The following is an 18,592-nucleotide window of genomic DNA, read 5'->3' on the forward strand; positions in this document are numbered from 1 at the left end:
GGGCCCTTTCGGGTCGCGGAGTGCCCGGGATCGGCCGCCGGACAATGCCATAGTAGGCACAGGGCCGGTGTTACCCGGAGCGCATTGGGTCAAACGTCCAGGAGGTGACATGACCGGCCGCGGATCAGCGCAGAACGCCCGGCCCGTGATGTTGGGCGTCACCGTGCTCGCGCTCACCCAGTTCGTGATCATCGTCGATGAGACCGCGGTCTCGATCATCGGCCCGGTGATGGCGCGGGACCTGCATCTCGGCGCCGAAGCCCGACATGTCCTGATCACCCCGTTCGCGGTGGCATTCGTCTGTGCGCTGCCACTCACCGGAGCACTGCTTCGGCGAGCCGACCCGCGGGCCGCCGTGATCCCGGCAGCGATCGCCTTCGCGCTGACCGCGGGCGCAGGCGCTGCGGCACAGAACCTCCCGCAACTCGTCGGGGCACGGGCTGCGCAGGGTGCGGCCGCGGCGGTCAGCGCAACGTGCCTGCTCGCGTCTGTGCATCTGGTCACGTCCGGGCACCCGCTGCGGGTCCGCGCATTCGCCGTGTTCTCGCTGGTATCCGGTGCCGGGGCCGTCTCCGCGCTGGTGCTGATCGCACCCTTGGCGAGCGCGTCGTGGCGCTGGTGTTTCGTCGCGGTCGCCGTAGGGGCCGTGGGGTGCGCCGGCGCATGGATGGCGGTGTCGCGGCGACTCCGGCGATTGTCGCCGGAGTCGCCCGATGCGCCCGACCCCGCACTGTCCGGGGACGTGCCACCGCGGCCAGACCATCTCACCGCGTGGACATTCGCGGCCGTCATCGGAGCAAACGCCGTGCTCGCACTCACCGTGATCAGTGTGAGCTTTGAGCTCCAGCAGGATCACGGGTGGTCGCCCACCCAGATGGGCTGGGGGTTCCTGGTGCTCAACGGTGCCGCCGCGCTCGGTGCCCTCACGGTGGCTCGAGTCGGCGCGGCGAGCTCGGTGCGCCTGCCGTTGATTGTCGGCATGTTCGTCCTCGCCGGCTCCTGCGTCTTGTCGGCGACCGTTGCGAGCACGCCGATCACGTTGCTCCTCATCACGATCCCGGTGGGTCTCGGTATCGGGGTGGTGTTCCCCGTCGCCAATCACGGCACCCTGGACACCGCAGGCGCACGTCCGGTCGGGCGGGCCGCGGCGCTCGGGGCCGCGCAGCAAGCAGGACTGGCGGCCGGCGCGATCGTCGCCGCCACACGTTCAAACATCGTGGTGCTGGGGGTGGCGGTCGTCGTCGCCGTCGGGGTACTGACTGCCCTGCTGCTGACCGCGACAACCGCCCGCACCTGATACGCCGATGGCGCGGCCGCTACGCAGACTTCTTGGCAGCGGTCTTCTTTGCCGTGGTCTTCTTGGCGGCCGTCTTCTTCGCCGTCGACTTCTCGGTGGTCTTCTTGGCCGCGGTTTTCTTCGCCGGCGCCTTCTTTGCCGGTGCTTTCTTCGCCGCCGCCTTCTTGGCCGGTGTCCTCTTCGCGGTGGACTCCTCGTCGTCGGATCCACCGCCGGAGTCCTTGTCCTTCACCGATGCTCGCAGCGCGGCGAGCAAATCGGCCACCTCGGAGTCCTCGTCGGCCTCGGGCTCCTCGTCACTTTCCGGGAACGCCTCGGCACCATCGGCCTTGGCTTCCACGAGTTTCGACAGTTCGTTCTGGTAGCGGTCCTCGAACTCCGACGGGTCGAAATCCTTGGCCATGGTCTCGATCAACGACGCCGCCATGTCGAGCTCCTGCGGGCGGATCTCGGTGTCTTCCTCCAGGAACGGGAAGTCCGCGGCACGCACCTCGTCGGGCCACAACAACGTCTGCAGCGTCATCACGCCGTCCACCACCCGCAACGCAGCCAACCGGGTGCGGTTACGCAACGTGAACTGGGCGATGGCGAGTCGTTCGGTCTTCTGCAGCGCCTGCGCGAGCAACGCATACGCCTTCGGCGATTTCGACGATGGCTCGAGGTAATAGGGCTTGTCGAAGTAGATCGGGTCGACCTGTTCGGTCGGCACGAACTCCAGGATCGAGATCTCCGGGCTCTTCTGCACCGGCAGCGTCGCGAGGTCCTCCTTGGTGAGGATCACCGTCTCGCCGGAGTCGGTCTCGTAGGCGTTGGCGATGTCGGAGTAGTCCACCTCGGTGTCGGTGCCCTCCCGCACCCGGCGGTACCGAATTCGCGTGCCGTCCTTGGAATCGACCTGGTACGACCTCCGGTCGTGACTTTCCGTGGCGGAGTACACCTTGACCGGCACGTTGACCAGGCCAAAGCTCAGATCGCCCTTCCAGATCGAGCGCATGCGCCCCATTGTGCCACCCATTCGCGCGATCCTCGGCCCCCACGACAAGTCGGGCGTGGACAATGGACGTCATGGGTGGTGGTGAGAGCCTCGACATCGACGGCCGGCGTATCCCCATCACCAATCTCGACAAGGTGCTGTTTCCGACCACGGGAACCCGGAAATTCGAGGTCATCGACTATTACTCGCGGATCGCGGCAGTCATGTTGCCGCACCTGGCGGGCCGTCCGATCACCCGCAAGCGGTGGCCGAACGGGGTCGAGTCGATGCCGTTCTTCGAGAAGGATCTACCGTCATCGGCGCCGGATTGGCTCGCACGGTTCGGCGAACAGCACAGCAAACGCGTCATCACCTATCCGCTCGCGACGTCGCGGGCCGACCTGGTGTGGTTCGGGCAGATGGCTGCGCTGGAACTGCACACCCCGCAGTGGCGGGTGCCGGCTGACGAGGCAGCACCCAAGGCTGATCGCCTGGTCCTCGACCTCGACCCCGGGCCGGGGGTGCCGCTGACGCAGTGCGCTCAGGTCGCGTTGATGATTCGCGACATGCTGGAGGCGGCCGGGCTGACGGCATTCCCGGTGACCAGCGGTGGCAAGGGTATGCACCTGTACGCCCGGTTCGATCGGCCCGTCTCCCCCGATTCCGCCCGCACGGTCGCCAAGCAGATCGCCACCTCCCTGGCGGCCGCACATCCCGACGACATCACCGCGACAATGGCGAAATCCGTCCGTACCAGCAAGGTGTTCATCGACTGGAGCCAGAACAGCGGATCGAAGACCACCCTCGCGCCCTACTCGATGCGTGGCCGCGAGCAACCATGGGTGGCCGCACCGCGCACCTGGACCGAACTCAGCGAGCCCTATCTCGCGCAGTTGCTGTTCAACGAGGTCCTCGAACGGGTCGACTCCGTCGGCGATCTCCTCGCCGACCTCGACGAGCTGCCCGAACTCGATGACGCCGCACCGACCCCTGAGGAGACCCGGAGCGCCAGCGGAGGATCGCCACGTTGGGCCCCCGAACCGAATCCCGTCGTCAGCCTCGGCGAGTACCGCCGCAAACGTGACGCCGACAAAACCCCCGAACCGTTCGGCGACGAGGCCCATCGCGAACGGACACCGCCCGAAGACAACCGGAGCGACCCCATTTTCGTCATCCAGGAACACCACGCCCGACGCCTGCACTACGACTTCCGGCTTGAACGCGACGGTGTGCTGGTGTCGTGGGCGGTGCCGAAGAACCTGCCCGACGACCCGGGTCAGAATCGGCTGGCCGTACACACCGAAGACCACCCGATGGACTACGCCGACTTCGAAGGTGACATCCCGGCCGGCGAATACGGTGGCGGCCACGTGGAGATCTGGGATCGCGGCACCTACGAGACGGAGAAGTGGCGCGACAACGAGGTCATCGTGCGGTTGCATGGCAACCGAATCCAGGGCCGCTACGCATTGATCAAGACCGGTGACAAGAACTGGCTCGCACATCTGATGAGCGACGAGCCGCGACCGATCCTGCCCGACAGCCTGCGTGATCCGCGGCCGATGCTGGCCACCGACGAATCGATCGAGAACCTGGACGGGCGAGACTGGGCGTTCGAGGGTAAATGGGATGGCTATCGAATCCTGTTGCGCTACATCGACGGGAACTTCCGACTCACCTCCCGCTCGGGCATCGACATGACCGCCGACTTCGCCGAATTGCAGTCCATTGCCGACGATCTGGGCCTCATCGACGTGGTCCTCGATGGCGAGGTGGTGGCCCTCGACGCCAGCGGCCGCACCAATTTCACCCTGCTGTCGGCGCGCAACAACACCGACGAGGAGCTGACGCTGAAGTTCTACATCTTCGACATCCTCTACCTGAACGGAACTTCCCTGCTACGCAGGCCGTGGTCGCAGCGTCGTGAGCTGCTCACCGAACTTGCGCCGGCCTTCGCCCGTTCGGCCTACGCGGAGGTTCCGGCGTTGCTACCAGGGCCAGGCCGCGCGGCAGTCGAGGAGAGCCGCGAACAGGGCTACGAGGGTGTCGTCGCCAAGCGCCGGACGTCGACATATCAGCAGGGTCGTCGCACCACCCAGTGGCTCAAACACAAGAACTGGAGCGACATCGAGGTGGTGGTCGGCGGCTACCGCCCGGGCCGGGGCAATCGGGCGCACACCATCGGCTCATTATTGCTCGGGCTCCCCGAGGACAACGGGCTGCGGTATGTGGGCCGCGTCGGCACCGGCTTCACCGACGCCCAATTGCGGTCCCTGGCCGAGGAACTCGAGCCCCTGCGGATCAACCGCTGCCCGTTCGTCGACAAGCTCGACCGACCGGTGGCCTCCAGCGCCGTCTGGGTGCTACCCAAGATCGTCGGCGAGGTCCGGTTCATGGACTGGACCACCACCGGCCACCTGCGCCATCCCAGTTGGCGCGGCATCCGCCGGGACAAACTGCCCGGCGACCTGTGAGGAGAAGGGAGGACCCACGTCCAACGAACTCATCGCCATCAGCACTCCCGACGGCGTGGCTGATGCCTATGTGACCACCCCCGACGACGTGCCCGGCCCCATGCCCGGTGTGCTGTTCATCGTCGACGCAATCGGCTTACGTCCGCAGACAAAGGCGATGGCCGATCGGATCGCGTCCTGGGGCTATGTCGTACTGGCACCCAACGTGTTCTACCGCGACGGGACCGCTCCCACTTTGGAACCCGTCGGCGACCTGACCGAGCCAGAGAACCGTGCGACGTTCATGTCCGAGGCAATGTCGCGGGTGAAGGCACTCACCAACGACCTCGCCGAGCGTGACCTGTCGGTCTACATCGACACCCTCCGCGGGCGCGACGACGTCCGCCACAGCGACATCGGTGTCACCGGCTACTGCATGGGCGGCCGACTGGCGTTGCTGGCCGCGGCGACCCGCCCCGACGCGGTCGGTGCGATCGGTATGTTTCACACGGGCGGCCTCGTGACCGACAACCCGGACAGCCCACATCGCCTGCTGCCGAGAATCCGAGCCGATGTTCTGGCGATTCACGCAGACCAGGACCGTTCGCTGCCGCCGGAGGCCGTCGCCGAGTTCGAGCACGCGTTGACCTCATGTGGGGTCAGCCATTCGGCATGGGTCCACGAGGGTGCCCACCACGGGTTCACCATGGCCGACACGGCCGTGTACCACCCGGCGGCGGCCGAAGAACACTTCGAGCGACTCGACGAGCTGTTCACCCGAACACTTCGTTGACGCGCGGTGGGTGCGGGACACTAAACCTCGAGGATGACCTTCACGCAGTCGGCGGAACGCTCCGCGACGCGCGCGTAGGCTGCCGCGGCGTGCTCCAACGGCATACGGTGGGTGAAGATCCCGTCGGTGGACAGTTCGCCCGAGCGCACCAGCGGCAGGAGTTCCGGCCAGGCCTGCTGGATGGGTGCGGTGGTAGATCGCAGGGTGACGCTACGGATCAGGGCCATGGTCGCGGGGAACGGGAACGGGTTGAGGTCGTGCACGCCGACGACCGACACCGTGCCGCCGGCCCGAACAAGCGACAACGCGCTGCTCATCGTGGTATCGCTGCCAACCGCGTCGATCACCGCGTGCGGCCCCCGTCCACCGGTCTGCTCGGTCACCACCCCCAACTCCGAAGGGTCCAGCCCGACAGCACCACTCGCGGCGGCCGTCGCACGACGACCGGCCACCGGGTCGACGGCGTAGACGGTCTCGGCACCGAGCGCCAGGGCGCTGCGCACCGCACACAGACCCACCGCCCCCAACCCCATGACGACTGCGCTACCACCTGCCGGGATGTCGGCGCGCCGGGCGCCCACCCAGCCGGTCACCAGGTTGTCGGTCAGCAGCAGCGCCGCCTCGGCGCCGAGATCGTCGGGCATCGAGAGCAGCTGAAAGTCCGCGGACGGTACCGCGAGGAGTTCGGATTGGGCACCGCCGAGAACGCCGCAACCGAAGATGACCGGCCCCTGCACACAGGTAACCGGGTCCAGCGTCGAACATCCATCGCATGCACCGCAACCGGCCACCGACGACACCACCACCCGGTCGCCGACGGCATGCTCGCGCACCTGCGACCCCACCTCGACGACGGTGCCGAAGGCTTCGTGCCTCAGGGAGATCGGCGCGATCAGCGGGTAGTCACCTTCATAGAAGTGGAGGTCGGACCCGCAGATCGCGGTCTGCTCCACCTGCACGATCGCACCGTCGGGGCCGGGCAGGACCGGGTCGTCGACGGTGTCGACCCTGACCTCACCGGGGTTCTCGATCAGTACGCTTCGCATCAGCAGATCCGTCCAGCACCCGCGGTCGACAGCGGCCATCGAAGAGGTGGCCATCGATGAGGTGTGCGGTCCCCCGAACCGGGCGTGTCCATCGGTACACAGTAGGCAGCCGACGCGGCCGCTCGTAGCTTTTTGCGCGGCGACGACAGCCCTCGTCGCGCCGAGGACGGGTTGCTTGACTAGCCTCAGGTTAGTCAGTGAGCAAGGAGCGTGAGTGTTCGTCGTCGCCCACATCAGCGACCTTCATTTCAACGGCACGCGGTACAACCGCCGCCGGATCGAAGCGACGCTCGACTACATCCACGCCCGCGCCGCGGGCATCGACGCTCTGCTGGTCACCGGCGACATCACCGACGAGGGCAGTGAGTCGGAGTACCGGGAGGCCTACGGCACGCTGTACAGCCCGCTGCCGATGCTGATCACCGCCGGCAACCATGATCATCGGGAACGCTTCAACGACGGTCTGCTCGGTCACCGCAGCAGCGCGCCGGTCAACCGTTGCGAACTGATCGACGGGGTGCTGTTCGTCGTCTGCGACAGTTCCATTCCCGGCCGCAACGATGGCCACCTCGACGACGAGACCCTCGGCTGGATGTCGGAGCAGATCAGTGCTGCCGGTCCACGGGTTCCGGTGATCGTGGCGTTCCACCACCCGCCGACCACCCTCGGCATGGATTTCATGGATTCGATCCGGCAAACCGGTGAGGAACGACTGGCGGCACTGGTGACCGAGCATCCGAACATCGTGGGTTTCGTCTGCGGGCATGCGCACACCCCGGCGGTCACCATGTTTGCCGGCCGACCACTGGCGATCGCGCCGGGCGTCGCCTCCACCCTGAACCTCCCGTTCGAGGGCACCGAGATCATCAACCGCGGCCAACCGCCCGGTATCGCCTTCCACATGGTGTCCGGTCTCGACGACGGACCCGACGCCTGGCGGCTGATCACTCACTATCGGTCGGTGATGTTCTAGAACTCGGGCGAGTGCGACGAACGTGCCGAAAACCGCTACGTTCGACTCACTCGGCGGGCAGCGAATCGATCGCCGACGACCCTGCGTCGAGAAGACTTTCGAGCAGCTTCTCACCGAACTCGGGGATCAGGCCCGGCCCGGTGTCGGGCAGATTGTCGGGCAACGGCAGCCCGGCCGCGCGTGTCGCCGGGATCTCGGCCGCGCGGGTGGCCTCGAGCCGGATTCCCTTCTGCCGGTCGCGGGTCAGCGGTTCGCGATATTTGTCGAGTTCGGTCGCGGTGGTCACGGTGGCCACCGACCGCAGTCCCACCGCAGCGAAGTCGGCTGCCGCGCGCCGGATGTGGTTGGGTGAGGTGATCAGGATGATGTCATTGATGCCTTGCCCGCGGAGGATCTCGGCGGTGTTCTGCGCGTTGGCCACCGTTGATCCCGAGCGCCCCTCCTCGGTGATGCGTCCGGCGTCGACGCCGTTGGCCACCAACCATTTCTTCATCGCGGCCGCCTCGGTGATGCCCTTCTTGGGGGCGCCGCCTGCCACCACGATCGGCGCGGATGCCGCGGCCTCGGCCTGCGCCTTGCCAGCGGTGACGCGGCGGATCAGCTCCGGCGCCATCTTGCCATTGCCGTTGAGCCCGTAGCCGAGAATGACGATCGCCGTCCGGCCGGTCACGGTTTTCGGGGAGGTGTCCGGCACGATCTGCGCGGCGGCATCCACCCCGGCGATGATGTTGCGCGCGGTCGTGTGCAACGTCCGGTTGATCCCGTTCAGCTTCGCCAGCGCTGCATCACTTCCGGCGGCATCGTCGACCTGCGCCGACCAGATGGCCTGCAGCGCAAGTGCATACGGGTCCACCGGGACCACGCTGAGCATCTGCTGCAACGACTCGAGCCCACCGGTCACGTCACCGGCGGCGAACTTCTGCTGCGCCGAGTTGTAGAACGTGGACGGGTCCATCGCGGTGACCGCCGGGCGGACGCCCGGTTGCGCGGAATGGTCGACCGGCAGCGCGCCGATCACGAGACCACCGACGGCCGCGGTCGCCACCACGCCGACAGCGGCCAGGCGTGCACGTTTCACTCTCGTCACACGAGTCACTTGCGTAACAGTAGGCTGGGAACCTCACGCCGCAGCACCCGTCCGATCCCAACTCGATAACACCCACCGAATCCATCAGCGCCGAATTCCGGCCACCTTCAGCAACTCCGGGCGACGCAGCACGAGTCCGACCCACAGCAAGACACCGAAGTAGACGGCGAACAGGGTGTGGTCCAGCAGCGGCGCCTCGATACGCATGTTGGCGGTGACCGCGCCACCGAGGTAGGCGGTCAAGCCCACCGCGCCGAGCACCGCGGTCCGCGGGATTGCGAACACCACAAGGCAGACGAGCAACACGGTGCCCATGATGTAGGTCTGGTCGATGGGGAAGCCGAGCTCGGCGGTGCCTTCGACGACGGCTTCGGGCTGCGTCAGCTTGCCGACGATGTCGAAGACCAGGAAGGCGCCGAGCAGCACGCTGATGACGACTCCCGTTGTGTGCCGCCAATTTCGGCGGGTGGTCCGGTCGGTCTCGGTGGCGATGGTGTGGGTGGTCATGATGTCCTCCGGTGGCGATGGGTGGTTGTGCGTGAATAGACCACCACTCACCACGAAACTCATCGCCCGCCGCGCCAGACCCCGAAGACAACTCTTCCCCCGGGTGTTGTTTCTTCGGTCGACTGCAGTCAGCCGAAGAAGCGATACCCGGGGGAAGAACCGAGAAGTACTACAGCGCCTTGAGCTCCTCGATCACGCTGTCGACGCTCTTCTTGGCGTCGCCGAACAACATCGATGTGCCGTCGGCGAAGAACAGCGGGTTCTCGATGCCGGCGTAGCCCGAACTCATCGACCGCTTGAGCACGATGGTCGACCGCGCCTCGTCGACATTGAGGATCGGCATGCCGTGGATCGGGCTGCTCGGGTCGTTGCGCGCAGCCGGGTTGGTGACGTCGTTGGCACCGATGACGATGGCGACGTCGGTGCGGTTGAACTCACCGTTGATGTCGTCCATCTCCTTCATGGCGTCGTACTCGACGTCGGCCTCGGCCAGCAGCACGTTCATGTGTCCGGGCATCCGGCCGGCCACCGGGTGGATGGCGTACTTGACCTCGACGCCCTTGCCCTCGAGCAGGCTGGCCATTTCCTTGACGGCGTGCTGGGCCTGGGCAACGGCCAGACCGTAACCGGGGACGACGATCACCTGGTTGGCATACGCCATCTGGATCGCGGCGTCGGCAGCCGAGGTGGCCTTCACCGTGCCGCCGGCCGCGCCGCCCGGACCGGCTGCGGCGTCGCCACCACCACCGAAGGAACCGAACACGATCGCCGGGATCGAACGGTTCATCGCCTTGGCCATCAGGTTGGTCAGGATCGAACCCGAGGCGCCGACGATCATGCCGGCCACGATCAGCGCAGTGTTGTCCAGCGCGATACCCGCGGCCGCCGCCGACAACCCGGTCATCGCGTTGAGCAGCGAGATGACCACCGGCATGTCGGCGCCGCCGATCGGGAACACCACGAACAGCCCCATCACGCCGGCCGCGACGAGCAGGCCGAGCATCCACCAGCCGCTGGCGCCCCCGCCATTGGCGGCATTGATACCGAGGTAGATCGCGATGGCCAGCGCCACCACCAGCAGCACGATGTTGGCGAGCTGGAACAGCCGCGCGTTGCCGACGAACAGCTTCTCCAGCCCCTTGGGCAGGATCTCCTGCAACTTGGAGAACGCGACGAGCGAACCCCAGAACGAGATCGAACCGATGATCGCGGCGATCAACGACCCGATCACCAGCGGCGAGGCAGGTTCGGTGTTGTGGAACTCGCCGAAGCCGGAGGTCTCCAGGAACTCCGCCCACGCGATCAGCGCGACGGTACCGCCACCGACACCGTTGAACAGCGCCACCAGCTGCGGCATGGCTGTCATCTTGGTGCGCAGCGCCGGCGGGATGCCCAGCACCACACCGAGAACCAGACCGATGACGATCAGAATCCAGTTGATCGTGGGTACTCCGACGGTGGAATGTCCGTCGTCACCGACGGCACCCTCGTTGTAGACGTAGAGCAGGGTCGCGGCCACCGCCAGCGCCATACCGGTTGCCGCGATCCAGTTACCGCGCACCGCGGTTTTCGGCCCGGTCAGGCCCATCAGGCCGTAGATGAACAACGAGAACGAAACGATGTAGAGGGCCATCACCAGATAGGAGATGCCCTGACTCGGGGTGTGGGCGTCTGCCGCCAGCACCAGGTCCGCGGTCACTTGGCCGCCTCCTTCTTACCCTTGAACATGCCCAGCATGCGGTCGGTGACCGCGAAGCCACCGATCACGTTGAGCGTGCCGAACACCAACGCGACGAACGCGATGATCCGAATGCCCCAGTTGGCGTCGGCGGGCAGTTTGCCCAGCACCACCAGCGCGCCCAGCACGACGATGCCGTGGATGGCGTTGGTTCCCGACATCAGCGGGGTGTGCAAGGTGTTGGGCACCTTGGAGATCACGGCGAAGCCCACGAACCCGGCAAGAACCAGGATCGCGATGTTCGCCAGCAGTCCGGTGTACATCAGGCCGACACCTCTTCTCGGGTCACGCAGGCACCAGCCAGCACCTCGTCGTCGAAATCCGGTGTGAACGCACCGTTGTCGTCGAGCATCAACTCGAGCAGGGCGAGCAGGTTCTTCGAGTACAGCTCGCTGGCATGCTCGGGCATCGTCGCCGGCAGATTCAGCGGCGAGGCGATCGTCACGTCATGTTTGACGACGGTCTGCCCCGGCTCGGTCAGTTCGCAGTTGCCGCCGGTCTCCCCCGCCAGATCGATCACCACACTGCCGGCCTTCATCCCCTCGACCGCCGCCGCGGTCACCAACCGTGGCGCGGGACGCCCCGGCACCAACGCAGTGGTGATCACCACGTCGAAACCTTTGATCGCGTCCTCGAGCGCCTGCTGCTGCTTGGCGCGCTCGTCGTCGGTCAGTTCGCGCGCGTATCCGCCCTCACCGGCGGCGTCGATACCCAGATCGAGCCACTGCGCACCAACCGAACGCACCTGCTCGGCCACCTCGGGCCGCACGTCATAGCCGGTGGTCCGGCCGCCGAGGCGTTTGGCGGTGGCCAACGCCTGCAGTCCGGCGACCCCCACCCCGAGCACCAGCACCGTGGCCGGTTTCACCGTGCCCGCGGCGGTGGTCATCATCGGGAAATACCGCGTCGACAGGTCCGCGGCCACCACGACCGCCTTATAACCGGAGACATTGGCCTGCGAACTCAGCGCATCCATCACCTGGGCCCGCGATATACGCGGAATCGCCTCCACCGCATAGGCCTCGACGCCTGCGGACTTCAGCGCGCCGATCTGGTTGTCGGCGTTGCGCGGCGCCAGAAAACCGATCAGCTTCTGGCCGCTGCGCAACTTGCCGATCTCGGCGTCGGTCGGCGGGGCGACCCGGACCACCACATCCGCGGAGTACGGGTCGCCGATCGTCGCACCCGCGTCCACATACTGTTCGTCTGGAATCAACGCTCCCAGACCGGCGCCCGATTCGACGATCACCGGGACACCCTTCCCGACCAGCGAGCCCACCACCTTGGGGACCAGCGCCACTCGGCGCTCGCCCTCGGCGGACTCGCGCACGACACCCACACTCATAGTTCTCACCTTTGGTTTCGGACAGGTCGCACTTGGCTGACCGGACCCCTCGGTCGCCCCACATCGCATTCGGATCGCGGTTGCGATGTGCCGGGTGGCAGTGCATTGTCGCCCGGCTCACAAAAACGTGCGACGAACATAGCACGAGGTCACGCGCAAGGGTTCGGTCAGTCGGATTGGTCACTCAACCCTTGACGGAACATGTTCTATCAATTCTGGACAGTTGTCTATTCAGCTGTCCGAGATGCCTGGCAGTGGCCGTGCTTGCAGGTCGAGTTTCGCCGCACCGGTCGGACCGGAGTCCGCGGCAGAAGTTCGCGGAGGAATGTCCGCCGGCATCACCACACGGAGCCGTGGGCCGGATAATCCATCCGAGAGTCCCCTGCGGTGATCCGCACGGACACTCCGGCTCAGGACACCGAGAACCGACGTGCATCCAGGCCGGTGGCCCCTTCCGGAATCGGCGACGCGTAGGCCTCGACCTGTTGGTTGCCGTCCTTGTCGATAGCGCGGCATTCCACGGTGTGCTCACCCGGGGTCGCATCCCACGCGAAGCGCCACTGCCGCCAGGTGTCGATGGAGTATTCGGTGGCCAGCTCGGCGCGCTGCCACCCTCCGTCGTCGACGCGCACGTCGACCGCAGCTATCCCGGTGTGCTGCGCCCAGGCTGTTCCGGCGATGATAACCTCGCCCGCCTCGATCCGTGAAGCGGTGGGGCGATCGATGCGCGAGGACAGCTTGATGGGTCCGAGTGCCGACCATCCGCGGGTGGTCCAGTACGCCTTGGCGTCGGCGAAGGTGGTGAGTTCCCAGTCGGTGACCCACTTGGTGGCCGACACATAGCCGTACAGGCCCGGCACCACCTGCCGCACCGGGTAGCCATGCTCGACCGGCAACGGCTCCCCGTTCATGCCGATCACCAGCAGCGCGTCGCGGCCGTCGGTCACCGCGGACACCGGGGTGCCGCAGGTCCACCCGTCGGCGCTGGTCGACAGCAGCATGTCGGCGCCCGGCCGCACACCCGCCCGATCGAGCAACGTCGCCATCGGCACACCCAGCCAGCGCGCGTTGTCGATGAGGTCGCCGCCGACCTCGTTGGACACGCAGGTCAACGTCACGACGCGTTCGGTCATCGGCATCGCGACAAGCTCATCCCAGCCGATGCGGATCTCGTTGTCGACCATGCCGTGAATACGCAGCGACCATCCCTCGGTGGTCAGGTTGGGGACCTGCAACGCGGTGTCGATCCGGTAGAAGTCGGCGTTGGCGGTGACGAACGGGGTGGCGCCGGGCAGATCCAGGTCGGCGCCCGGGGGGATCGGCGGTGCCGGCGTGCGTGGCGACGGCAGAATGAGCTTGGTGCGGTCGGCCACGGTGCGGGCGGTGTCGGCGAGCATGCGTCGTCCGACGGTGCCGACCACCACCGCCACCGCCGCGATACCGCCGGCGGTCAGCACGAATCGCCGGTCCACGCGGCGCCCGGCCGGGGCCGGATCATCGTCGGGGTCCGTCTGCTCCTCGGGCAGCATCGAGACCAGCAGGCGCAACACCAGCACCGCCACCGCTGCACCGAGAAGCGAAGGCAGCACGAACGTCCACCGCGAGTCGGGCCGATCCCACGCCGCCAGCACACCCACCACGCCGAACACCGCGACGACGACCGCGCCGATCGGCGGCCGACGATGCTCGGCGATGCCGCACGCAGCCGCGATCAGGGCGATCAGCACTCCCATGCCGATGTAGAGAGCGGGTTTGTCGGCGGTGCCGAAGGTACCGATGGCGAACTCACGACCGAAGGTCGGCGCATGGTCGACGACGGCTGCGCCGACGGCGAAGAAGGGTGACGACCCGGTGTCGATCCACGCGGCGACGATCTCACCGACCGCGAGTCCGGCGCCGACGGCCACCAGTCCTGCCGCGGCCTCGGCGAACAGATGACTACGGGTACCGACGCGGGAGGTCACATCCCCTTGATACCCCACCACCCCGCTGCGGCGGGGCGCCCGGCGTGCACCGTCACCCTTCGGTCACAACTGACGAGCGCTGTGCCGCATGCCGACCCGCGCGACGCCCGAAATACGAGCCCTCGCCGAGTTGCGTTCCGCTCGCGTAGCCCTTTCCGTCCTGGGCGATGTTGGCGGCACACGCGCCGGCCGCATAAAGCCCGGCGATGGGTGTGCCGTCGTTGTGGAGCACCTCGGCGTCGAGTGAGGTGGCCATGCCTCCCATGGTGAAACAGGAGTACATCGCCTTGCCGAGACTCAGGTCGAAGGCCCCCCAGGGGCCGTGGTCCTGCGGGGCCAGGAACTCCGCGGACTTGTGGAAATCGGGATCTTCTCCGCGAGCGGCGTTTGCGTTGTAGTCGGCGAGGGTCTTCTGCAGGCGCCCCTCCGGGATTCCGAGTGCCGACTCCATCTCCTCGACGGTTTCCCACCCGTCGATCAGGTTGATCAACGGAACCTCCGGACGCTCCATATGCGCCTCGTCGACGATGAGGAAGGCGGCCGAATCCGGTTGGTCCATCACGAAACCCGCGGTTCGCGAGTGGTAGGAGTCCTCGGCGACGAAGCGATCACCGTCCTTGTTCACCACGATGCCGGTGAGCAAAATGCTCGGTGGGTAGATCGGGGCGGTCACGAACGCCTGGTCCATGTGCCGCAGCGCGGCGCCCACGGATTCGCCGAGGCGGATGCCCAACCCGTCGTCGTAGGTACTGCCGAGGGTGAACGGCTTCTCGGCGACATGCGGCACGTACCGCGCGACCATCTCCTCGTTCATCACGAAACCACCGGCCGCGATGATCACCGAAGCCGCGCGGATGACGCCGTGAGCCTCAGGAGTGCGCCAGGACGCCCCGACCACGCCACCCGCGTCGTCGACGACGAGCTGCCGGGCGCCGGTCTCGTAACGGATCTCCGCACCCAGTTCGGTGAGACGCTTGACCAGGAGATCGACCACCATCGACGCACCGCCGGTGTCGCCGGGCACCGGCACCTTGTGGCCGCGCGGCGCGGGGACGGCCATGTCCTTGAACGGCCACACCTTCTCGTTGCCGGTGAACATCAACCCCTGGGTCTGCGGCTGGATCACCGCCTTCTCCGGATAGAAACTGCGCTCGAAACTGAACCCCAGCGACTCGAGCCAGGTGAAGTGCTCGACGCTGTCGACGCAGTAGGCGTGGATCTTGTCCGGCTCCGGGTCCCGGGACACCGCGGTGATGTACTTCTCCATCTCTTCGGCGGAGTCCGCGTGCCCGGTCGCCTCCTGCACCGCGGTACCGCCGCCGAGATAGAAGTGTCCGCCGGCCATGCAACTGGTGCCGCCTGCAGCGGCCGCGCGTTCCAATACCAGTACCTTCGCGCCCGCGGCTGCCGCTTCCACCGCCGCGCTGCCGCCGGCCACCCCGCACCCGATGACCAGCACGTCGACCTCGTCGGAGAACGACTCGACGGAGTCCAGCGCGATGGTGTCGGGGACCTCAGTTCCTGCCATGCCCACAGCGTAAACGATCGACTAGAACATGTTCTAGTTCTAGTGCGATGAGGGGTCAGCGAAATGCCAACCGCGCACGCGCCATGCATCCGCGCATGTCGCGACGTGCGCGCGAGCGTGACGAGTGCGCGCTTGCGCCGGTCACCTCACGCGCGCGAACGCGAATGCGCCCGGAACCGCCGCAACCGCAGGCTGTTGGCCACGACGAAGGCCGATGACAGCGCCATCGCCGCGCCGGCCAGCATCGGGTTGAGCAGCCCGGCGGCGGCGACCGGAATCGCCGCGACGTTGTAGGCGAATGCCCAGAACAGGTTGCCCTTGATGGTGGCCAGGGTGCGACGGGCCAGGCGGATGGCGTCGACCACCGCCCACAGGTCGCCGCTGACCACGGTCAGGTCACCAGCCTGGATCGCCACGTCGGTACCGGTACCCATCGCGATCCCGAGATCGGCCTGGGCCAGCGCCGCGGCGTCGTTGATCCCGTCGCCCGCCATCGCCACCGAGTGGCCCTGTGCCTGCAACTCCTCGATGGTCGCCAGCTTCTGGGCCGGCGTGACCTCGGCGACGACCTGCTCGATACCGACCGCCCGTGCCACGTGTTCGGCGGCGCCGGCGTTGTCGCCGGTGAGCAGGATCGGGGTCAGGCCCATCCGGCGCAGTTCGGTGATAGCCGCGTCCGAGGTGTCCTTCACCTGATCGCCCACCACGAGCACGGCAACCGGCCGGTCGTCCAAAGACACGACCACCGCGGTGGCGCCGCCCGACTGCGCCTCGGCGACAGCTGCCGCCAGCGGCTCCGGGAGAGCGCCGGTGCCGCTGCTCGGCTTCTCGACGACGACCCGGGCCCCGTCGACAATGCCCTCGACACCGATCCCCTCGACCGCCCGGAACTCGGTCACCTGCGGCGCCGGCCCGGCACACCGACGTTCGGCGGCCGCCACGACCGCACGCCCGATGGGATGCTCCGACCCCGACTCAACCGCAGCCGCCGAGCGCAATGCCCATTCCTCACCCGGCCCGTCGGCGACGACAACCATCGACTGCAGGGTCATCTCGCCCGTGGTCACCGTGCCCGTCTTGTCGAGCACGATCGTGTCCACCCGCTTGGTGGATTCCAGCACCTCCGGCCCCTTGAGCAGCACCCCGAGTTGCGCGCCCCGACCGGTCCCGACCATCAGCGCGGTCGGGGTCGCCAACCCGAGAGCGCACGGGCACGCGATGATCAGCACTGCGACGGCCGCGGTGAAGGCGACCGAGATGCCACCGGAATCACCAGCGACACTTGCGCTTCCGAGCCAGAAGCCGAGCGTCGCGACAGCGATGGTGATCACTGCAGGCACGAAGTAGGCAGAGATCCGGTCGGCGAGGCGTTGCGCGTCGGCCTTACCGGCCTGCGCGTCGGCCACCATCTTCGCCATCTGTGCGAGTGAGGTGTCCGAACCCACCCGGGTGGCGCGGACCACCAGTCGCCCGGCGGCGTTGACGGTTGCACCGATGACCTCGTCACCGGCGGTGACCTCCACCGGCACGGATTCGCCGGTGATCATCGACGCGTCGACGGCCGAGACCCCGTCTACGACGATCCCGTCAGTGGCGACCTTCTCGCCGGGACGCACCACGAACACATCGTCGACGGCGAGCTCGGCCACCGGGATGCGGCGTTCGTTCCCGTCTACGAGGACCGCGACATCCTTGGCGCCGAGATCCAGCAGCGCACGGAGTGCATCACCGGCACGACGCTTGGCACGCTTCTCGAAGTAGCGGCCGGCGAGCAAAAACGTGGTGACACCTGCCGCGGCCTCGAGATAGATGTTGGCGGCACCGTCGCCGCGAGACGCGATCAGGTCGAAGCCGTGGTGCATCCCGGGTTCTCCGGCGGTGCCGAAGAACAGCGCGTAAAGCGACCAGGCGAACGCGGCGAGCGTTCCCATCGAGACCAGGGTGTCCATCGTGGTGGCTCCGTGGCGCAGGTTTATCCACGCGGCGCGGTGAAACGGGTAGGCGCCCCAGACGATGACGGGCGCCGCCAGCGTCAACGACAGCCACTGCCAGTAGGTGAACTGCCAGGCGGGCACCATCGCCAGGGCGATCACCGGAACGCTGAGCACCGCGGAGACGACGAGCCGCTGCCGCAGGTCGTCGAGTTCGGTGTCACCGCGCTCGTCCGATGAATCGTGCTCGTCGTCGCCCGGTCCGCCGACTGGCGACGCGCCATATCCGGCGTCTCGCACCACGGTGATCAAGTCGGCGGAATCCAGCGTCGCGGGGTACTCGACATGGGCTTGCTCGGTCGCATAGTTTACCGACGCCCGGACACCGTCGAGCTTGTTCAGCTTGCGCTCGATCCGGTTGGCACACGACGCACAGGTCATGCCGTCGATGTCGAAGTCGACCTGCTCGAGGCCAATGGTCATCTCAGCTCACTCCGAATACTGTTGATGGGGACCGGATTGATGAGTGCCGGAAGCGGGCAGCGGGGCATCCCCGGCCCACGGATCCACCGCTCGGCCGACACCGAAGGCGATGCCGAAGACGGCAGCCAGGGCGGCGACGAAGGCGGCGATCCGATAGGCGGGGGTGGTCATGCCAGTTGGTAGCCGGCTTCGGCGACCGCGGCGCCGACCTCGGCGGTGTCGAGTTCGCGGTCACTGGTGACCTCGACGGCGCCGGTGTCGAGGGTGACGTCGACGCTGTGGACGCCGGAGATCTCCTCGATCTCCTCGCGTACCGACGCCACACAGTGCTCGCAGGTCATGCCGGTCACGGTGTAGGTGGCGGTGGTCATGGTTCGTTCCTCCTTCGTTGGACGTCGAATCGACGTATGTGCGGTGGTGGTGCATGTCGAGCCGGCCGGATACACCGACGGCCGGTTCGCCGAGGGGCAGGAT

At 67.1% G+C, this 18,592-nt stretch carries 16 protein-coding genes; 4 read left to right on the top strand and 12 right to left on the bottom strand.

Features of this window, described 5'->3' with window-relative positions; translation table 11 throughout:
- The first annotated feature begins 109 nt into the window (after positions 1-109).
- A complete protein-coding gene (locus L1892_RS07120; protein WP_235722881.1) occupies positions 110-1,297 on the top strand; it encodes an MFS transporter in 1,188 nt (395 codons plus the stop codon).
- A gap of 19 nt (positions 1,298-1,316) precedes the next feature.
- Here L1892_RS07120 and ku read toward each other — a convergent pair whose 3' ends face one another.
- The gene (gene ku / locus L1892_RS07125) at positions 1,317-2,291 is read right to left on the bottom strand and encodes a non-homologous end joining protein Ku (RefSeq protein WP_235722882.1); all 975 of its coding nucleotides are present in this window, start codon (positions 2,289-2,291) and stop codon (positions 1,317-1,319) included.
- A 71-nt stretch (positions 2,292-2,362) separates the two neighbouring features.
- On the opposite strand from ku, the gene L1892_RS07130 reads away from it, so the two are divergent.
- Together L1892_RS07130 and L1892_RS07135 are read left to right on the top strand one after the other, a co-directional pair.
- Positions 2,363-4,744, top strand: coding sequence for an ATP-dependent DNA ligase (locus L1892_RS07130; RefSeq protein WP_235722883.1), 2,382 nt, complete (start codon positions 2,363-2,365; stop codon positions 4,742-4,744).
- Between the two features lie 55 nt (positions 4,745-4,799).
- Positions 4,800-5,516, top strand: a complete 717-nt coding sequence (locus tag L1892_RS07135) for a dienelactone hydrolase family protein (protein WP_235722884.1) — start codon at positions 4,800-4,802, stop codon at positions 5,514-5,516.
- 20 nt (positions 5,517-5,536) lie between these two features.
- Here L1892_RS07135 and L1892_RS07140 read toward each other — a convergent pair whose 3' ends face one another.
- A complete protein-coding gene (locus tag L1892_RS07140; RefSeq protein ID WP_235723039.1) occupies positions 5,537-6,562 on the bottom strand; it encodes a zinc-binding dehydrogenase in 1,026 nt (341 codons plus the stop codon).
- 214 nt (positions 6,563-6,776) lie between these two features.
- Here L1892_RS07140 and L1892_RS07145 point away from each other — a divergent pair, with 214 nt between their 5' ends.
- The gene (locus L1892_RS07145) at positions 6,777-7,535 is read left to right on the top strand and encodes a metallophosphoesterase (protein WP_235722885.1); all 759 of its coding nucleotides are present in this window, start codon (positions 6,777-6,779) and stop codon (positions 7,533-7,535) included.
- Between the two features lie 46 nt (positions 7,536-7,581).
- Here the strand turns inward: L1892_RS07145 and L1892_RS07150 are convergent, their stop codons facing one another.
- The 10 genes from L1892_RS07150 to L1892_RS07195 form a co-directional block, all read right to left on the bottom strand.
- Positions 7,582-8,622: a YdcF family protein gene (locus L1892_RS07150; RefSeq protein ID WP_235723040.1), complete on the bottom strand. Its 1,041-nt coding sequence runs from the start codon at positions 8,620-8,622 to the stop codon at positions 7,582-7,584.
- Positions 8,623-8,706: 84 nt separating this feature from the next.
- Positions 8,707-9,129, bottom strand: a complete 423-nt coding sequence (locus tag L1892_RS07155; protein ID WP_235722886.1) for a DoxX family protein — start codon at positions 9,127-9,129, stop codon at positions 8,707-8,709.
- 169 nt (positions 9,130-9,298) lie between these two features.
- On the bottom strand, positions 9,299-10,828 hold the full coding sequence (locus tag L1892_RS07160) for an NAD(P)(+) transhydrogenase (Re/Si-specific) subunit beta (RefSeq protein WP_235722887.1): 1,530 nt from the start codon (positions 10,826-10,828) through the stop codon (positions 9,299-9,301).
- The gene (locus L1892_RS07165; RefSeq protein ID WP_160902001.1) at positions 10,825-11,130 is read right to left on the bottom strand and encodes an NAD(P) transhydrogenase subunit alpha part 2; all 306 of its coding nucleotides are present in this window, start codon (positions 11,128-11,130) and stop codon (positions 10,825-10,827) included. Before L1892_RS07165 ends, L1892_RS07160 begins: the two co-directional genes overlap by 4 nt.
- Positions 11,130-12,212, bottom strand: a complete 1,083-nt coding sequence (locus tag L1892_RS07170) for a Re/Si-specific NAD(P)(+) transhydrogenase subunit alpha (RefSeq protein WP_235722888.1) — start codon at positions 12,210-12,212, stop codon at positions 11,130-11,132. Before L1892_RS07170 ends, L1892_RS07165 begins: the two co-directional genes overlap by 1 nt.
- Before the next feature lie 410 nt (positions 12,213-12,622).
- A complete protein-coding gene (locus tag L1892_RS07175) occupies positions 12,623-14,176 on the bottom strand; it encodes a molybdopterin-dependent oxidoreductase (RefSeq protein ID WP_235722889.1) in 1,554 nt (517 codons plus the stop codon).
- 52 nt (positions 14,177-14,228) lie between these two features.
- Positions 14,229-15,704: an FAD-binding protein gene (locus L1892_RS07180; protein WP_235722890.1), complete on the bottom strand. Its 1,476-nt coding sequence runs from the start codon at positions 15,702-15,704 to the stop codon at positions 14,229-14,231.
- Positions 15,705-15,850: 146 nt separating this feature from the next.
- Positions 15,851-18,118, bottom strand: coding sequence for a heavy metal translocating P-type ATPase (locus L1892_RS07185; protein ID WP_235722891.1), 2,268 nt, complete (start codon positions 18,116-18,118; stop codon positions 15,851-15,853).
- Positions 18,119-18,124: 6 nt separating this feature from the next.
- Positions 18,125-18,289 carry a hypothetical protein gene (locus L1892_RS07190; RefSeq protein ID WP_235722892.1) on the bottom strand — a complete coding sequence of 55 codons (165 nt, stop codon included), beginning with the start codon at positions 18,287-18,289 and terminating at the stop codon, positions 18,125-18,127.
- Positions 18,286-18,489 carry a heavy-metal-associated domain-containing protein gene (locus L1892_RS07195; RefSeq protein ID WP_235722893.1) on the bottom strand — a complete coding sequence of 68 codons (204 nt, stop codon included), beginning with the start codon at positions 18,487-18,489 and terminating at the stop codon, positions 18,286-18,288. The genes L1892_RS07190 and L1892_RS07195 overlap by 4 nt, the downstream gene beginning before the upstream one ends.
- Between the last annotated feature and the right edge of the window lie 103 nt (positions 18,490-18,592).

This window comes from Gordonia tangerina, from assembly GCF_021556435.1.
GTDB classification, from domain to species: Bacteria; Actinomycetota; Actinomycetes; order Mycobacteriales; family Mycobacteriaceae; genus Gordonia; species Gordonia tangerina.

What these genes read in the sequence shown, in the direction of transcription:
- L1892_RS07140 (WP_235723039.1), bottom strand. Translation starts at nt 6,562, where the DNA reads ATGCGAAGCGTACTGATCGAGAACCCCGGTGAGGTCAGGGTCGACACC.
- L1892_RS07165 (WP_160902001.1), bottom strand. Translation starts at nt 11,130, where the DNA reads ATGTACACCGGACTGCTGGCGAACATCGCGATCCTGGTTCTTGCCGGG.
- L1892_RS07155 (WP_235722886.1), bottom strand. Translation starts at nt 9,129, where the DNA reads ATGACCACCCACACCATCGCCACCGAGACCGACCGGACCACCCGCCGA.
- L1892_RS07185 (WP_235722891.1), bottom strand. Translation starts at nt 18,118, where the DNA reads ATGACCATTGGCCTCGAGCAGGTCGACTTCGACATCGACGGCATGACC.
- L1892_RS07120 (WP_235722881.1), top strand. Translation starts at nt 110, where the DNA reads ATGACCGGCCGCGGATCAGCGCAGAACGCCCGGCCCGTGATGTTGGGC.
- L1892_RS07130 (WP_235722883.1), top strand. Translation starts at nt 2,363, where the DNA reads ATGGGTGGTGGTGAGAGCCTCGACATCGACGGCCGGCGTATCCCCATC.
- ku (WP_235722882.1), bottom strand. Translation starts at nt 2,291, where the DNA reads ATGCGCTCGATCTGGAAGGGCGATCTGAGCTTTGGCCTGGTCAACGTG.
- L1892_RS07195 (WP_235722893.1), bottom strand. Translation starts at nt 18,489, where the DNA reads ATGACCACCGCCACCTACACCGTGACCGGCATGACCTGCGAGCACTGT.
- L1892_RS07180 (WP_235722890.1), bottom strand. Translation starts at nt 15,704, where the DNA reads ATGGCAGGAACTGAGGTCCCCGACACCATCGCGCTGGACTCCGTCGAG.
- L1892_RS07170 (WP_235722888.1), bottom strand. Translation starts at nt 12,212, where the DNA reads ATGAGTGTGGGTGTCGTGCGCGAGTCCGCCGAGGGCGAGCGCCGAGTG.
- L1892_RS07190 (WP_235722892.1), bottom strand. Translation starts at nt 18,289, where the DNA reads ATGACCACCCCCGCCTATCGGATCGCCGCCTTCGTCGCCGCCCTGGCT.